Source organism: Ancylobacter oerskovii, from assembly GCF_018390555.1.
In the GTDB taxonomy this organism is placed as follows: Bacteria; Pseudomonadota; Alphaproteobacteria; order Rhizobiales; family Xanthobacteraceae; genus Ancylobacter; species Ancylobacter oerskovii.
Window position 1 is genome coordinate 53,642 of sequence record NZ_JAHBGB010000046.1, and the last position, 15,133, is coordinate 68,774.

At 63.5% G+C, this 15,133-nt stretch carries 17 protein-coding genes; 7 read left to right on the top strand and 10 right to left on the bottom strand.

The window, feature by feature from the left end; all coding sequences use genetic code 11:
• Positions 1-39 precede the first annotated feature (39 nt).
• From KHC19_RS25540 to traI, 5 genes are read right to left on the bottom strand one after another with little or no spacing between them, the layout of a single operon-like run.
• The gene (locus tag KHC19_RS25540; protein WP_213356631.1) at positions 40-2,496 is read right to left on the bottom strand and encodes a conjugal transfer protein TrbE; all 2,457 of its coding nucleotides are present in this window, start codon (positions 2,494-2,496) and stop codon (positions 40-42) included.
• 9 nt (positions 2,497-2,505) lie between these two features.
• Positions 2,506-2,805, bottom strand: coding sequence for a conjugal transfer protein TrbD (locus KHC19_RS25545; protein WP_213356633.1), 300 nt, complete (start codon positions 2,803-2,805; stop codon positions 2,506-2,508).
• Positions 2,798-3,175, bottom strand: coding sequence for a TrbC/VirB2 family protein (locus KHC19_RS25550; RefSeq protein ID WP_213356635.1), 378 nt, complete (start codon positions 3,173-3,175; stop codon positions 2,798-2,800). Before KHC19_RS25550 ends, KHC19_RS25545 begins: the two co-directional genes overlap by 8 nt.
• Entirely contained in the window at positions 3,165-4,136 is a 972-nt protein-coding gene (gene trbB, locus KHC19_RS25555; protein ID WP_213356637.1) for a P-type conjugative transfer ATPase TrbB, read from the bottom strand. The genes KHC19_RS25550 and trbB overlap by 11 nt, the downstream gene beginning before the upstream one ends.
• 10 nt (positions 4,137-4,146) lie before the next feature.
• Positions 4,147-4,773: an acyl-homoserine-lactone synthase gene (traI, locus tag KHC19_RS25560; RefSeq protein ID WP_213356640.1), complete on the bottom strand. Its 627-nt coding sequence runs from the start codon at positions 4,771-4,773 to the stop codon at positions 4,147-4,149.
• A gap of 395 nt (positions 4,774-5,168) precedes the next feature.
• Here traI and repA point away from each other — a divergent pair, with 395 nt between their 5' ends.
• The 5 genes from repA to KHC19_RS25585 all read left to right on the top strand — a co-directional run bounded on the left by repA (position 5,169) and on the right by KHC19_RS25585 (position 9,977).
• Complete coding sequence (gene repA / locus KHC19_RS25565) at positions 5,169-6,356, top strand: plasmid partitioning protein RepA (protein ID WP_213356642.1); 1,188 nt, start codon at positions 5,169-5,171, stop codon at positions 6,354-6,356.
• A gap of 132 nt (positions 6,357-6,488) precedes the next feature.
• Positions 6,489-7,421, top strand: coding sequence for a plasmid partitioning protein RepB (gene repB, locus KHC19_RS25570; RefSeq protein WP_343207802.1), 933 nt, complete (start codon positions 6,489-6,491; stop codon positions 7,419-7,421).
• A gap of 168 nt (positions 7,422-7,589) precedes the next feature.
• A complete protein-coding gene (gene repC, locus KHC19_RS25575; protein WP_213356646.1) occupies positions 7,590-8,909 on the top strand; it encodes a plasmid replication protein RepC in 1,320 nt (439 codons plus the stop codon).
• Positions 8,910-9,066: 157 nt separating this feature from the next.
• Positions 9,067-9,498: an antitoxin Xre-like helix-turn-helix domain-containing protein gene (locus tag KHC19_RS25580; protein WP_213356694.1), complete on the top strand. Its 432-nt coding sequence runs from the start codon at positions 9,067-9,069 to the stop codon at positions 9,496-9,498.
• Positions 9,495-9,977 (top strand): RES family NAD+ phosphorylase, encoded by a 483-nt coding sequence (locus KHC19_RS25585; protein ID WP_213356648.1) that lies wholly within the window; start codon positions 9,495-9,497, stop codon positions 9,975-9,977. The genes KHC19_RS25580 and KHC19_RS25585 overlap by 4 nt, the downstream gene beginning before the upstream one ends.
• Positions 9,978-10,181: 204 nt before the next feature.
• On the opposite strand, the gene KHC19_RS25590 is transcribed toward KHC19_RS25585, so the two are convergent.
• From KHC19_RS25590 to KHC19_RS25600, 3 genes are read right to left on the bottom strand one after another with little or no spacing between them, the layout of a single operon-like run.
• The gene (locus tag KHC19_RS25590; RefSeq protein WP_246549615.1) at positions 10,182-11,282 is read right to left on the bottom strand and encodes a site-specific integrase; all 1,101 of its coding nucleotides are present in this window, start codon (positions 11,280-11,282) and stop codon (positions 10,182-10,184) included.
• On the bottom strand, positions 11,282-11,668 hold the full coding sequence (locus KHC19_RS25595) for a type II toxin-antitoxin system VapC family toxin (RefSeq protein ID WP_213356650.1): 387 nt from the start codon (positions 11,666-11,668) through the stop codon (positions 11,282-11,284). Before KHC19_RS25595 ends, KHC19_RS25590 begins: the two co-directional genes overlap by 1 nt.
• Complete coding sequence (locus KHC19_RS25600; RefSeq protein ID WP_213356652.1) at positions 11,668-11,922, bottom strand: type II toxin-antitoxin system VapB family antitoxin; 255 nt, start codon at positions 11,920-11,922, stop codon at positions 11,668-11,670. Before KHC19_RS25600 ends, KHC19_RS25595 begins: the two co-directional genes overlap by 1 nt.
• A gap of 272 nt (positions 11,923-12,194) precedes the next feature.
• Between KHC19_RS25600 and KHC19_RS25605 the strand changes: the two genes are divergently transcribed.
• Positions 12,195-13,148 (top strand): DUF1403 family protein, encoded by a 954-nt coding sequence (locus KHC19_RS25605; RefSeq protein ID WP_213356654.1) that lies wholly within the window; start codon positions 12,195-12,197, stop codon positions 13,146-13,148.
• A 2-nt stretch (positions 13,149-13,150) separates the two neighbouring features.
• Positions 13,151-13,846: an SMC-Scp complex subunit ScpB gene (gene scpB / locus KHC19_RS25610; protein WP_213356656.1), complete on the top strand. Its 696-nt coding sequence runs from the start codon at positions 13,151-13,153 to the stop codon at positions 13,844-13,846.
• Positions 13,847-13,872: 26 nt separating this feature from the next.
• On the opposite strand, the gene KHC19_RS25615 is transcribed toward scpB, so the two are convergent.
• The gene (locus KHC19_RS25615; RefSeq protein ID WP_213356658.1) at positions 13,873-14,397 is read right to left on the bottom strand and encodes an RES family NAD+ phosphorylase; all 525 of its coding nucleotides are present in this window, start codon (positions 14,395-14,397) and stop codon (positions 13,873-13,875) included.
• Positions 14,394-14,780: a hypothetical protein gene (locus tag KHC19_RS25620; RefSeq protein WP_213356660.1), complete on the bottom strand. Its 387-nt coding sequence runs from the start codon at positions 14,778-14,780 to the stop codon at positions 14,394-14,396. Before KHC19_RS25620 ends, KHC19_RS25615 begins: the two co-directional genes overlap by 4 nt.
• Positions 14,781-15,133: the final 353 nt, after the last annotated feature.

Consider the following 15,133-nt stretch of genomic DNA (forward strand, 5'->3'; position numbering starts at 1 on the left):
ACGGCGGCGATGAGCACGGCGACCGCCGTTCGGCGCGGATCAGACGTTCGGGAGAAGATGCGCGGCATGAGCGATCCCCCTTTGCTCGAGCCAGTAGCGGGGCCAGGCGGTCCCGTGTTCCGAATGGAGGGTGCGGATCTGCTTCAGGTCTTCCTTGCCGGAGGCTCCGGCGAAGGCCAGCGCGACCGGACCCAGCGCCATGTCGAACAGGCGTCGGCCGACGGGAGACGCGACGTAGTATTCTCGCTTCGGCAAGGCGGTGGCGACGATCTCGATCTGCCGGCTGTTGAAGCCGATGCGTTCATAGAATTCCCGTGTGCCGGGCTCACGCGCAGCGCCGTTCGGAAGGCAGATCTTGGTCGGGCAACTCTCCTTCAATACATCGACGATGCCCGATCGCTCGGCGTCCGAGATCGACTGCGTCGCGAGCAGGACCGCGCAATTCGCCTTGCGCAGCACCTTCAGCCATTCACGGATCTTGCTCCGGAACGTCGGGTGTCCCAGCATCAGCCAGGCCTCGTCGATGATGATGAGGCTCGGGCTGCCGGTGAGCCGCTTCTCGATGCGCCGGAACAGATAGGTGAGCACGGGTACGAGATTGCGCTCGCCCATGTTCATCAGTTCCTCCACCTCGAAGCACTGGAAGGTGCCGAGGGCGAGACCGTCGGCCTCGGCATCGAGGAGTTGTCCCATCGGGCCGTCGACCGTGTAGTGGCGCAGCGCGTCCTTGATCTCGCGCATCTGCACGCCGGAGACGAAGTCGGAGAGCGAGCGTCCGCGCGCCTCCGCCAGAAGGCCGATCTGTCGGGCGATCGCGTTGCGATGATCCGGCGTCACCGTGACGCCCTGCAGCGCGACCAGCATCTCGATCCAATCCGACGCGAAGGCGCGGTCGGCGTCGGTTGCGAGTTCCTCGAGCGGGCAGAAGGCGAGCGCCCTCCCCTGCCCGTCAGTTTCACCGCCGATCTCGTAGTGATCGCCGCCGACGGCGAGTGTCAGTGGCAACATGGAGCGGCCCTTGTCGAAGGCGAAGACTTGGGCGCCTTCGTAGCGCCGGAATTGCGCGGCGATCAGGGCCAGCAGCGTCGACTTGCCCGAGCCGGTCGGCCCAAACACCAGCGTATGTCCGACGTCGTCGACATGAAGGTTCAGGCGAAACGGAGTCGATCCGCTCGCCACCAGCATGAGGGGCGGCGCGCCAGGAGGATAGAACGGGCACGGCGCCGTCGGGCTCCCCGACCAGACCGAGTTGAGAGGGATGAGGTCGGCGAGGTTGCGGGTGTTGATCAGGGGTTCGCGGATGTTCGCATACCAATTTCCAGGCAGGCTACCGAGATACGCGTCAGTGGCATTCATCGTCTCTATTCGAGCACCGAAGCCTTCGGCCTGGATCAGCCGGCGGACGGCCTCGCAGTTCTCGCGAAGCCGCGTCTCGTTCTCATCGAACAGCGCGATGACCGGCGTGTAGTAGCCGTAAGCAACGCTTCGCGAGGAGGCTTCGGCAATAGCGTCCTCGGTCTCGGCCACCATGGAGAGAGCGTCCTGGTCCACCGACCTGCTTCGGGTCTGGAACAACTGATCGAAGAAAGGCCGCACCTTCTGCTGCCATCTCTTCCGCGTGCGTTCGAGGCGCGTCCTTGCCTCCTCGGCGTCCAGGAAGATGAATCGGCTCGACCAGCGATAGGTGAGCGGCATGAGATCGAGGACGTTGAGGATACCAGGCCAGCTTTCGGCCGGTAGGCCATCGATTGCGACCACGCCGAGGAAGCGGTTTTCGACAGTCGGCGTGACACCATGACGGAGCTCGGCGGTCGCCAGCCAGTCGAGATACATCGGGACATCCGGAAGGCGGATGGGGTGGTTCTCGCCAGTTATGCAGAAGCGGATGAACTGGAAGAGTTCGTCATAGCGGGCAAGGCGATGGCCGCCGCGCTCCTCGACCTCCCGCGTCGCCATCCGGCGCAGTGAGACGACGTTCGCAAAATACTGCTCGATTTCGCGGATCGCGGTCTCGAACGTATCGAGTGCGGTATCGGCATATGAGGCGGATCGGCTCTGCGTGTCTGAATAGACATAGCGTGTCAGGCCCGACCGGCGAGGCTCGAGCGGCCGATAGGTGAGAATGAGTGCGTGGCGGCTCTCATAATGCCCCCTCTCCCGCTCGAAATGGGCGCGACGTTCCGCGTCGATCGCTCGCGTCACCGGATCGGGGAAGTGACAAACGGCATCGACCGGATAGTCCGTGGTGGGAACGCGAACGGCCTCGACCTGGATCATCCAGCCTGTTCCGAGCCGCGCCAGGATCGCGTTGATCTGGCGGGAAACGTCATTGCGCTCGGCGTCGGTGGAGCTCTCGCTGTCCGGCCCGGCAAAGTACCAGCCGACCATGAGGCTGCCGTCCTTGAGCAGGATCACGCCATTCGCCACGAGGCCCGCATAAGGTACGAGGTCGGCGAAGGACGGACCGGAGTGGCGGAAGCGGCGTAACGCGACCATGACGGCTCCTCAGAAGCGCCGCCAGGGCGTTGATGTCGCCCGGTAGGTGGGCCGATAGGCGATGTGGCGGACGTAGACCTGCCGCATCAGCGGGTCGGCTTTGGCCATCATCCGCAGCGCCGTGACCGCGACCAGCCAGATGGCGGCGCCGAGCGCAGCCGCGTACCACGTCAGCACGACGAAGATGAGGATCGCGCTGGCAAGGCCCGTGAGGAGGACAAGCTCCCGGTCGGCACCCATCAGGAGGTTCGGGCGCGAGAGCGCCCGATGAATGCGGGAGTGGGCGAGACTGGAGAGAGGCTCAGCCATTTGCCCCCTCCCCTGCGCGAAGGGTGACGCCGTTGGCCGGCGCAGCGTCACCGATCGACGCCCCGGTCGAGCCGAAGAGGGCGACAATCTGGGTCGCGCCGAGCAGGATGCCGGCGACGAGCACGACATACATCAGACGGCGTGCGAAGTCGTTCAGCTCGCCGCCGAAGATCAGCATGCCTCCAGCGACCGCCACGGCGGCGAGGGCAATAAAGCCGGCAACTGGGCCGGTTATCGACTGCTGGATCTGCTGCAGCGGACCTTCCCACGGCAGCCCGCCGCCGCCGGCCGCGAACGCAGGCGCCAATTGGACACCCAGAGCGGCCATTAGCAGCGCGCCGGTCAGGAGAATTCGGCCATTACGCGACATTTCGGGTGTCCTCGATCTGAGATTGGACTTCGGTTTCGTATTGGTCGCCGGCGAAGCGCTCGACTTGGACGACGTCCCGTACCCGTCGCCCGTTGGGCATACGCTCGATGGAGACGATGAGATCGACAGCCTCGCCGATCACTTCGCGCATCGGCTGCGGGCTCGCCTCGGCCGTGAGTTGCTCGAGACGGCGAAGTGCCGACATCGCGGAATTAGAGTGGATCGTGGTGACTCCGCCCGGGTGGCCTGTGTTCCATGCCTTGAGCAATGTGAGCGCGGCCCCGTCGCGAACCTCTCCAACCACGATCCGGTCGGGGCGCAGGCGCATCGTGCTCTTGAGCAGGCGCGCCATGTCGACGGTATCGCCGGTGTGCAGCGGCACCACATTCTCCGCGGCGCATTGGATCTCGGAAGTGTCCTCGAGGATCACGATGCGATCCTCCGGGGCGGTCCGGACGATCTCAGCGATGACGGCGTTCGCCAGCGTTGTCTTGCCGGACCCCGTTCCTCCCGAGATCACGATGTTGAGCCGGGCAGAAATGGCGCTGCGGATAACTTGCGCCTGCATCTCGGTCATCACATTCGACGACACATATTCGTCGAGCGGGATCAGCCGCGAAGCTCGCCGGCGGATGGTAAAGCTCGGGGCGGCTACAACCGGCGGCAGCACACCTTCGAAGCGATGACCGCCGATCGGGAGCTCTCCGGAAATAATGGGCCGCTCGTCATCGGCTTCGGACTGGAGGGCGTGGGCGACGCTGCCGATGACGATTTCCGCGGTGGCGGCCGCCATCTCGCCGGCCGGAGCGATCCCGTGGCCGAGGCGCTCGATGAAGAGCCGTCCATCTGGATTGAGCATGATCTCGACGACGGTCGGATCGTCGAGAGCAATGCAGAGGCGATCGCCCAGGGCCTCCTGCAGCTTGCGGATGAGCCGAGGATGGGAGCGGAGGTGGGTCACGGCTCCGTCCTCACGCCGCGAGGTGGTGAGCGGGCGTGATCAACGATCGATATGCCACAGGACGCAGGCGCTCGAAACTCGAAAGGTCCGCGGGCAGTAGCCCTGCGATCGCTACGGTGTTCCCAATCTGACGCGGTTCCCCCAGCCTTTGCATCGGCCAGCCCGCGCGCTTCAGAATCCGCTCGAAGCGCAGATCCGTCGCGGTGACGATCTCACTGTAGCCGTTCGCCATCGACCATTCGATGATGCCGGCGAACATGGTGAGCGTCGCCTCATGAAGCGCTCCCGCTCCCCTGCCCTCGCCGAGCCCAGTGTCGACACAAAAGCGCGAGCTCTCGACCATCCCGGCCTGAGCATTAAGACGCCCGGTTGCCAGCAACTGCGGAAAGGTCCGTTCCAGCATGGTGGGACCAGTTGCCGGCAACAGTCTTGCGCAGCCTGCGACAGTGGCGGCATCCGCCAAAGCGAGGATGTAGGTGGGATCGAAGGCATCGTACTCGTCCGTCTCGCGATCGTCGCGGACGTCGACGGACCAGCCGAGGCGGCCGGCGAAGACGCGCGCGCGGAGCTGGTGATGCTTGTCGACGAGCTGTTGATCGGTGGAACTTGAAGCTTTGCGAACTGCATGCAGCCACATTGGATGGAACCTCCAACCTCATAGGGGACGGTCGGAAGTCACCACGCGTGGCGGATTCGCTGGAGTGTAGAATAAACGGGGCGCGGCTTGGGATGAGTCGCGAGTCGGGCTTGGCGGTCTTGTCTCGAAGACGCGTCGAAGTGTGGTCTGACCCGGCCATCAGCCTGAGGATAAACGGGGTGAACAAACAGGGATCGGTGAAGCTCCCATGAGGGCAACCTTTTGAAAGCAGGCATGAATCGCGATTGGCCGCGAACAATGCGCACGCCTCTGGGATTTGGATTAATTTTTCATTAACCCTTATCTCCTTGCCACCGTAAGGGAATCGCACATACTGGCGCTAAATTTGTATTTTTGGCGCTGCTAGCGCTATTTCATGAATCGAGGCGCCACGGATGGGTTCGCTTCCATCATTCGAATTCGATGAGAAGATCCTTGCGCAGGGTGCTGAGATCTCGCGCAAGCTCGACCAACTGCGGCTGGAGAAGTTCCCGCCGGATGCAAAGAAGACACTTCGTCGCTTTCCGATGGCGGAGGTGGCTCACTATCTCGGCGTCACTCCCAATAACCTCAAACGGCTTCACCTTGAAGGCAAGGGTCCTGAGCCTCTTATCGCGGGGGGCGGCCGACGCTTCTACACCGCGGAGCAGATGATCGAGCTGCGACACTATCTCGATAAGAACGGTCGCTCTGACGCTAAGAAGTATGTCCCCTACCGCAAGCGGGGCGAGAAGCTCCAAGTTGTCGCGGTGGTGAATTTTAAGGGTGGTTCCGGGAAGACGACTACCGCCGCCCATCTCGCTCAGCACCTCGCGCTGACCGGCCATCGTGTGTTGGCGATTGATCTAGACCCGCAGGCTTCACTATCTGCGTTGCACGGGTTTCAGCCTGAGCTCGACCGGAATCCGTCGCTCTATGACGCGATTCGCTATGACGAGAAGCGTAAGCCGATTGCCGACGTGATCGCGCCGACGAATTTTCCGCTTCTCGAAATTATTCCAGCGAATTTGGAGCTTCAGGAGTACGAGTACGACACACCGCTGTTCATGCAGACGTCAAGTGAGGGCAAGCGGTTCTTCACGCGTCTCGGTCGCGCGCTTGAGGAGGTCGATGATCGCTTCGATGTCGTCGTCATAGACTGCCCTCCCCAGCTCGGCTTCCTGACCCTGACGGCGCTGACCGCTTCGACGTCCGTGCTCATTACCGTTCATCCGCAGATGCTCGACCTGATGTCGATGAGCCAGTTCCTTCTCATGCTCGGAAACTTCGTGCGGACCATCCGAGAGAAGGGTGCGCCGGTCAAGATCGACTGGCTTCGCTATCTAATCACCCGCTACGAGGCGACGGATGTCCCGCAGGTCCAGATGCTCGGCTTCATGCAGTCGATGCTGACCGAGGAGATCCTGAAGCACCCGATGGTGAAGTCCACGGCCATTTCTGACGCCGGCTTGACCAAGCAAACGCTCTACGAGGTCGAGCGGGCGAACTTCAACCGCGATACGTATGATCGTGCGATTGAAGCCCTCGACGCCGTCAATTTCGAGATTCAGGCCCTGATCCACAAAGCCTGGGGGCGGCTGTGATGTTGACCGCCGTAAAAATCGCCAAAAACAGATTGTTTTTCAAACAGCTAGTTCATCTGAGAGGTGCGCGCCATGGCTCGTAGAAATCCGTTGGCCAATCTTTCAGCCGCAGGACCGACGTTGGACCGTGCCGTGCTGGACTATGCGGCGAAAGGTGCTTCGCGGTCACTCCTCAACTCTATCGACGAAATGGCCGCCAAAGCCGACAAGCTCGCGGAAGGCGAGACCGTCGTCGAGATGGAGCCGGACCTGATCGATGCGTCGTTCATCCGAGACCGTCGCACCGATGACGAGAACGAGTTTAACGAACTCCTCTCGGCTATTCGGGACAATGGTCAGAGCTCCCCTATTCTCGTCCGACCGCATCCCAAGGCGATGGGGCGTTACATGGTCGTCTTCGGCCATCGCCGCCTACGCGTCGCGCAGGCCTTGGATCGGAAGGTCCGAGCCATTGTCAAGGAGATGCACGACCGCGATCACGTTGTCGCTTTGGGCCAGGAAAATTCCGCGCGCGCAAACGTGCCATTTATCGAGCGTGCCCTGTTCGCTGCGGAGCTTGCTCGCCTGCACTACGACGACGACAATGCGACCATCATGAGTGCACTGTCCGTCGACCGTACGACACTGTCGAAGATGCTGTCGGTCGCGAACTTGCCGGCCAAGGTTTTGGACGCTGTCGGTCAGGCCAAGGGCATCGGCCGAGATCGCTGGTACGAGCTGAAGCTTCTGCTCGACAATCCGGCAAACCACGCACGGGCGGACGAAATTCTCCGCGAGGTGGCGATGCTGGACATGTCGGTCGATCATCGATTCGAGCTGCTTGTCCGCCGTCTGAAGACGGCACCTGTCCGCAAGCGCCCGCAATCCGATACGGAGAAGAAAAGCTGGGCGTCTTCGGATAGCTCACTGACCGCAGACATGGCGGTCCAAGGTAAGCGGTTCACGCTGGCGCTCAAGGCTAAAAGCTCTGACGCTCGCGCGTTCGGTGAGTACCTGTCGGAGAACCTTGACCGTCTCTACGAGGCCTTTCGGCAGGATCTCGGTTCACAGGAAGATGGAGGCTAACCCGCAAAAGAAAAAGGCCCCCGAAACGGAGTTCCGGAAGCCCTTCTCTTTACAGTTTGGCGACTGAGAGAATCCCACTTCCGCGAATCAGTGTCAAGGCCAACCAGCGTGCCGACGCATGCTGTTTTGGAGGCTGGATTTCTTTTGCCTAGCGATAGGTGAAGGACGATGCAGACGCATGTTTCGACGACGCCCTTTGGGCGGCGGCCGATGACGCTTGGCCAGATTTCAAGCCAGATGGCGGCGAAGGCGGTGAAGCCAGATGCCGTCGCGCATAAATGGCAGGTGTTCCAGGACATCCGCGAGGCGAGGGAACTCCTTGGCGCCACGGATCGCTCCTTGGCGATCCTCAACGCCCTGCTGACGTTTCACCCGGAGACGACGTTGTCAGGCGACGCCGAACTGATCGTATGGCCGTCCAACGAGCAGCTAGCGGCGCGAGCGAACGGCATGCCGGCGACGACGCTGCGCCGGCACATCGCCGTGCTGGTCGAGTGCGGGCTGGTGATCCGGCGCGACAGCCCGAACGGCAAGCGTTTCGCGCGCAAGAGCCGGGGCGGGGAGGTCGAACAGGCCTATGGCTTCGACCTCTCGCCGCTGGTCGCGCGGGCGCAGGAACTCCATGACCTGGCTGAGGCAGTTCATGCGGAGAGGAAGGCCTTCCGTGTGGCGAAGGAGAGCCTCACGCTGCTACGGCGGGATATCGTCAAGCTGATCGATACGGGCATCGAGGAGGGGGTGCCGGGCAATTGGGGGAAGATCCTGCTCGACTATCAGGCGATCATCACCCGCCTCCCCCGCTCAGCCCCGCGTCAGCTGGTGGAGGCGATCAGCGCGGATCTCTCCGTTCTTTATGCGGATATCCGGGAGGCACTGGAAACTTTCACGAAAACGCAGAATCCGGACGCCAATGAGTCCCATTCTGGGCGCCACATACAGAATTCAAATCCAGACCTTCATACTGAATCTGAATACAGCCTTCGAAAAAAGGAAGAAGCGGGCGGCACTGCCGCGGAAACCGACAACGTGCAGAGCTTGCCGAAGCGGGAATTGCCCCTAGGGATCGTGCTGGACGCCTGCCCCGGGGTGCGCGACTTGGCGCAGGGAGGTGAAATCCGTCATTGGCGGGACTTCCTGGCCGCGACGGAGCTTGCTCGGCCGATGCTGGGGATCAGTTCAAGCGCCTGGCTGGAAGCGCGGGAGGCATTGGGCGAGCAGCACGCGGCAATCACGCTGGCGGCGATCTACCAGCGCGCCGACCAGATCGGGTCGCCGGGTGGCTATCTGCGTAGCCTGACGGATCGGGCCAAGAACGGGAAATTCTCGACCTGGCCAATGATTATGGCATTGCTGCGGGCCAAGCTCGATGCGCAGAAGGCATCGGATGACCTGGGTCAGCGGCGATCCGACAGTGCGGTTGAAGGCGATGGTCGCCTCCAAGCCTCGGAGGCACTGCTGAAAAACCTGAAGAGGTCCAGGGAACGGTGATGACTGGTGGACTCATGGGATGTGGTGCACCGCTGTTTATGAGCATGCCGTATATCAACAGGGTCTCGTCAGGGGAGGGAGTGTCGGTGGGAACTCCGATACTTGCGCATCGCCTCATGTGGGTCTATGTATCACCTCATATGACACGGAGGCCATGATGCTTGCATTCACGAATGTGGCGGATGTGCTCGGGCTTCCGGCGAAGGAAGCGGGGGCGCGCTCGCCGTTCGGGCTCATTGCCCGGATCGAGGATGGCTTGCCCATCGACGCGCTCGAGCGTGTCTCCCAGCTTCTGGCGCCGGGCGATGCTCACTTCAAATACCGGCTCGTGCCGAAGGCAACCTATGAGCGGCGCAAGGCCGCTCACCGCCTGTCTTCGGACGAGGGTACGCGTCTTGCGCGTCTGGCGCGGGCCTGGAGCCTGGCGTTGGATGTGTGGCAAAGCGAGATCGAGGCCCGGAACTTCCTCTTCCGCTCTCATTCGATGCTCGAGGACAAGCGCCCGATCGATGTGGTCATCCAGAGCGAGATCGGGGCCGAGCTGGTTCTCGATATTCTCGGCCGCCTGAAGTACGGCAGCGCTGCGTGACGGTACAGCTTCTCGATCGCACGCTGTCGAGCTACCGGATCGGGAATCCCAATGGCGCCTATCCGATCTTCGACGCGACCGGCTCAACCCTTGCTCCGGGACGGTGGAACACGCCCGGTAGCCCGCTGATCTACACCAGCCAGCACTATTCGACCGCCTTGCTGGAAAAACTGATGCATGGCAGCGGGCGCTTGCCGCCGAACCAGCACTACGTGGAGCTCACCCTGCCACGGGGCCTTTCTTACGAGATATTTTCGCCACCGGCGCTTCCCGGCTGGGACAACATGCCGGCAACGGCCAGCAAGGCGTTCGGCGAACGCTGGTGCCTGGAAAGGCGCAGCGCAATCCTGCTGGTGCCGAGCGTGGTCGCGCGCCTCGACAGCAACATCCTCGTCAATCCGGGCCATTCGGAGTTCAGGATGGTTGAGGTGAGTCTGCACCAGCCAGTCTTTTGGGACAGGCGCCTGTTCGAGGCATAGGGACCAACAGACCATCTCCGGGGCGGCGGAAACGGACGGCAGCCGACTGAATGAAGGCGATGGGAAGCTAAGAATCTCGCGCTGGACCTTCCTCGATGGCACGGCCGAGACGTTCAAGTTCGAGCGAGAAGCAGGACGCGGCGAACAGCCGTCCCATCACGGCGAGAGTTCTCACCACGTCCTGCGTCGAGGAGGTCCTGCCGCCTACAGCCCCGCAGCTTTGGTGAGATTGACGCGGAATCTGTCGCGCCGTCGCTGGTAGCGCCGTGTCATCTCGGCGGATGCATGGCCGAGCTGTTTCTGGACGTGGCGCTCGTCGACTTCCGCCGAAGAAGCAAGGCCGGCGCGTAGTGAGTGCCCGGCGAATTTTTCCTCCCGCTCGCCTTCGGTCAGGTCACCGCGCACCCCTGCGGCGAGCGCGGTCCGCTTGACGAGACGGGCGACCTCGCGGTCGTTAAGCCGGTCGGGACCGACGTCCTTGCCCCGGCCGGTGACGCGGCGGAACATCGGGCCGTGGCCGATCCGCGCCAGCTTGAGCCAGGTCTCGAGCGCCACCACGGGGCAGGTGGCATCCGAGGAGCCGCGGCCGATCTCCACCTCGCGCCAGCCGGTCTTGCCCCGCAGAGTCACCACCAGTCCCTTGTCGAGGATCTCGGCCCAGCCGCGCCCGTCCTGCGTCTGGTCGCGCCCGACATCGAGCCCGACAATCTCTGAACGACGCAAGCCACCGGCGAAGCCGAGCAGCAGCATGGCGCGGTCGCGCAGGCCGCGCAGCGAGCCGCGGGCGAGCGTCTCCAGCATGGCGATGAGGTCCTCGGGAAGAACAGCCTCTTTCTGCCGGGGAGGGGAGGCGTGGGTGTTGCGGATTCCGGCCAGCACGGTGGCAATATGGCGGTCACTGCGATCGAGCGGCGTGCCGCGCTGGGTGTAGTTCCAGGTGATCGCCGATAGGCGGCGCTCGATGGTCGAGACCGCGTTCGGCTTGCCGCCGGGGATGGCCGCGCCAGAGGCACAGGCGGTGATGTAGAGGCCGACAACCTGGGGGGAGGGGGGCAGGAGCTCCAGCCCTTGGCGACGGCACCAACTGGAAAAATGCTTCCAATCGGAAACATAAGCCTTACGGGTGTTGGCCGAGCTCGCCGCTTCGACATAGTCGCGGGCCCGGTCGGCGAGACGCTCGAGATGGGATGGCACCGTGTTCTGCGGGGCAGGGGAGGGCACGCCGTGTGTCACGGACGGGGTTTCCGGAAATGTCGGCGGCCTATCATCGGAAGCGTCGACGCTTGGGGAAATCCCGGTCGTCATCAGGCCGCCCGGATATCGGTCTTGGCGAAATCGTCGCCCTTGAACAACAGCGGCTCGCCGGAGAGCACGGCCAAGGCGTAGGAAAAGCAGTCGCCGTAGTTCAGGCCCGCCGGGTGCCGGCCCTTGCCATAGCGCCGCCAGGCGCGGCGAGCCTGGTCGGCATGTTCGTTCGTCACCGCGACAATCTCGACCTCGGCCTTGTGCAGCCACAGATCGAGTTCGGCGCCGCCAGCCTCGCCAAAGCGTCCCTCGATCACCATCGCGGCTTCAACAAACGTCGCAGCGGAGAGGAGCCGGACCGGGTCGTCGGCGATCCGGTCCCGATAGCTCGGGGCATCCGGCTCGCTGAAGAAGATGGCAGCGATTGCGGAGGTGTCGATCACCATCAGCCGGGCAGACCGTTTTCGTCGTAGCCAACTATCTCCTCGGGACTGCGATCATCGAGGATTGGTAGGGCGCCCAAACGCCGCTGCATCGCCTCCATGTCCTCGAGGAAGGCGGCTCTGCGCGCGAGCGCTCCTGTCCGCTTGAGGCGTTCCTCGATCGCCCGGCGGGTCGCGACGGTGATGGTCTCGCCGGTGCGGGCGGCGAGGGCGCGGGCGAGCCTCTCGGTTTCGGGATCTTTGATGCTCAGTGCCATGGCACGGGTTCCAGGTTCCTCTTTATCGGTATTCTACCTCAGATCAATGTGCTGAGCAATTTTAACGACACCCGCGGAACGCGATTCTCGCGGCCCTGGGCCCGGCCGATGGCCGTTGGCAGCCTCCAAGGCGCCGAAAATCGCCATCTCTTATATAAAGGTACATAACATCCGATAATGCAACATTATCGGATGTATTCATTTGGCGACTAGGCGTGCGGTTAACGCGAATAATATTAGCTTAAAGCGCACACAGCGGCTAGGCTCCACGCATGGACCTCGCGATGATTCCCGCATCTGCAGCGACCCCGCCTGTGCCAGTGGTGTCCAGCTGGGCGGTGCCGCGCGGCCCGATCACAGATCCGGTGGAGGCAGCCTTCATCGCCGGCGCCGCGTTGACTTCCCTCGACAATCTGGTGCGATCGAGCCCGCCCTGGACCGGCGCCTGGCGCGCGCGGCTGGCACTCAGCTGCGCCGCCGCCGCGGCGCGCCAGACTGGGCGTGCGGAGGACGAAGCCGCCTTGCGCGACGCCTGGGTGCTGCGCCCCGCTGGTAGCGATCCCGGTCCTGCCGGCCGGCTACTGACCGCCTGGCGGAGGCTCGCCGAGCGCTCCGCGACGATTGATGCGACAGTCCTGCAATCGACCTGCGGCCTGCTTGACCTGGGCTGGAGTCCGGAGTTGGCCGCTCTTCCGGAAGAGATCGACCGGCTGGTCGGCGAGGGGCGTCCGGCGCCGCTCGTTGCCGGGGCGGTGCTGCGCGCCATAGACACGGCGGCGCCGAGCGCCGGGCTGCTCGGCTGGTGGCTGGCCGACCAGGTCTTGGCGCTGCGGCTGCGGTGGCCGCTGCCGGTGCCGCTGCTGATGGCCGAGGCCTACGGCGCCGCCTTCCGCGGCACCGGTCGGGGAGGGCGGCTGCGCCCCGCAGATGATGGCTTCGAGGCCGCGGTGTGCCTCGGCGTGGCACAGGGGGCGGCGCGGGCCTTGCGTTGTGCCGCCGAGATCGCGCCGGGGGCCGCCCGGCTGCAGGCGGTCGCCCCAAAACTGCGCGCCAAGGGGGCCGGGGAGGCGATCGCCCGGCTGCTCGAGGACGATGCGGTGCCGGGCACGCTGGCCACGGCAAAACTGTCGCGCTGGGGCGCGCGGCGGCTGTTCGAACGCCTTGAGGCGCTGGGGGCAGTGCGCGAGCTCACCGGCCGCGCCAGCTTCAAGCTTTATGGGCTGTGAGGATGGCCCGGCGCACCAAAACCCCGGTGAGCTTCGATGCCGAGCTCAGCGCGCTGCCGCCGGAGCTGCGTTGGCGCGAATGGATGGGCCGGGTGGAGGCGGTGATCTTCGCCTCGCCCGAGCCGGTCACCCGCGAGGTGCTGGCAAAGGTGGTCGGCCGCGACTGCAGCCTCGATCACCTCATCGACGACATCCGCGCCGAGTTGCGCGGCCGGCCCTATGAGCTGGTGGCGGTCGCCGGTGGCTGGCAGCATCGCACCCGGAAGAGCTTTGCAGAGGCGATCCAGGTGGCGACCGGGCGCGGCACCACCGAGACCAAGCCGCTGTCGCAATCCGAGGCTCTGGTGCTGCTGTGTATCGGCTACTTCCAGCCGATCACCCGCGGCGAGCTCAGCCAGTTCTTCGGCCGGGAGATCAGCCGCGACACCATCGGTCACCTGCGCCGGCTCGGCTTCATCGCTGCCGGGCCGCGCGCGCCGCAGCCGGGGGCGCCCTACACCTATGTGACGACCAGGGAGTTCCTGGCGCATTTCGGCTTCGATACGCTGCGCGACCTGCCGGACATGGACGCGCTCGAGGACGCCGGCCTGCTCAGCAAGGACAGACTGCTCGCGGGGGATATTCCGCTTGGACTCGGGGCAGGGGAGCCGGACGACGAGGAACTTGGGGAAGAAGTTGAGGCCGATGAGGAGAGCTGAGCGCTCTTGCTATTTCCCGAAGAAGCCTACGACCACGAGGATTGGTCTTTCGGCAGCCGATGATCGGGATCGTGGACCATGACCGTTTCGTCAGCGAGCAGATTGGCGGGAAAGATCACCAGATTTGTGCCGCCGGCATGGCGAAGCGACGGAAACAGGATGCCGCGAAGCCCGGCGGTGATCACGCGATCAGCGAGCTTCCAGGATGGCGGGACTTTTCCGTCGATGCGGGCAATGCGGCGCCACGCACAAGCCCAGTCCTTCCAGGTCTCATCCCAGACGCTCGGATCGTAACCCTGGGACAGGTCCACGACCTCGCCGAGCGTCACCGTGTAGGCGGCAAGGGTTGCCGGGGGCGTGATGCTGGCACCTTGCCGGTATTCTTCAAGGGCCGTCTGCGGCGCGCGGGAGAGATAAAGCGCCTCGACGCCGGGCCGGTTGAACCGGCCACCATCTATCGCGGCACCCGCGCCGCTGGTCGGCAGGAACGCCCACTTAGGTGTCAGATAGCGATGGAATATCTCGTCCGGACCGAGGCGGGCAATCCTCACCCGCGCGCTCCGTTCTCGAGATCGCGGATGAAGGCCAGCACCGCCTCTACCTGGCCATCGGCCACGAGCTCAGCCGCCGTGCGGTGTCCATAATCGGCGATCGGCTCGTTGCGGTACCAATAGATGGCCTTGTCGATGTCTCCGGTAAGCTCGGTGGCTGCCGAGATTACCTTCACCATCTCCCGCATCCGTCCCTGCAGCCGCTTGGAAGAGGGGTTGCGCAAGGTGTTGCGATGAACGCCGGTGAGCTGGGCCAGGTTGGCGACATTGACCCCAAGAGCCTTGGACAGGCGCTTTGGCGAGATATAGGGCGTGCGAGGCTCCTGAAGGCTGTCGACGAAGCCGGAAACCATGGCGGTGTGAGCAATCTGAGCCTGGGTCATGACGGCACCTCTATGATGTTACGCACAATATATGCACATCCAGAAGCACATCAAGCGCAGCGGGCGTCTGCCACATGGTGATCTTAAGCCATCCATTCTCCTGGTCCCGCGTCTCGCCGACAGTGACCCTTAGGCGACTTTCGGAACATCCGGTTTCGGGAGCTCTCCGGGCTTGTATGCCCAGCTTGATGCGACACCATTTCCTGGATCGCGAGGCGGGACCGACAGTTGCTCACAGAAAGACAAAAATATGCAGCGTGCTAATCATCTATTCGAACGAGTGAACTTTTGATCGAATCTAAACAAAATCAAGAGATATTATAATGTACGGGTCGCAACATTGATTTCCAATT

Bases quoted from the DNA above. Each gene is read 5' to 3' on its own strand.
- repC (WP_213356646.1), top strand. From the start codon at position 7,590: ATGCAGACGCATGTTTCGACGACGCCCTTTGGGCGGCGGCCGATGACG.
- KHC19_RS25545 (WP_213356633.1), bottom strand. From the start codon at position 2,805: ATGGCTGAGCCTCTCTCCAGTCTCGCCCACTCCCGCATTCATCGGGCG.
- KHC19_RS25595 (WP_213356650.1), bottom strand. From the start codon at position 11,668: ATGGTGATCGACACCTCCGCAATCGCTGCCATCTTCTTCAGCGAGCCG.
- KHC19_RS25580 (WP_213356694.1), top strand. From the start codon at position 9,067: ATGCTTGCATTCACGAATGTGGCGGATGTGCTCGGGCTTCCGGCGAAG.
- traI (WP_213356640.1), bottom strand. From the start codon at position 4,773: ATGTGGCTGCATGCAGTTCGCAAAGCTTCAAGTTCCACCGATCAACAG.
- KHC19_RS25540 (WP_213356631.1), bottom strand. From the start codon at position 2,496: ATGGTCGCGTTACGCCGCTTCCGCCACTCCGGTCCGTCCTTCGCCGAC.
- repA (WP_213356642.1), top strand. From the start codon at position 5,169: ATGGGTTCGCTTCCATCATTCGAATTCGATGAGAAGATCCTTGCGCAG.
- KHC19_RS25605 (WP_213356654.1), top strand. From the start codon at position 12,195: ATGGACCTCGCGATGATTCCCGCATCTGCAGCGACCCCGCCTGTGCCA.
- KHC19_RS25600 (WP_213356652.1), bottom strand. From the start codon at position 11,922: ATGGCACTGAGCATCAAAGATCCCGAAACCGAGAGGCTCGCCCGCGCC.
- KHC19_RS25590 (WP_246549615.1), bottom strand. From the start codon at position 11,282: ATGACGACCGGGATTTCCCCAAGCGTCGACGCTTCCGATGATAGGCCG.
- KHC19_RS25620 (WP_213356660.1), bottom strand. From the start codon at position 14,780: ATGACCCAGGCTCAGATTGCTCACACCGCCATGGTTTCCGGCTTCGTC.
- KHC19_RS25550 (WP_213356635.1), bottom strand. From the start codon at position 3,175: ATGTCGCGTAATGGCCGAATTCTCCTGACCGGCGCGCTGCTAATGGCC.
- scpB (WP_213356656.1), top strand. From the start codon at position 13,151: ATGGCCCGGCGCACCAAAACCCCGGTGAGCTTCGATGCCGAGCTCAGC.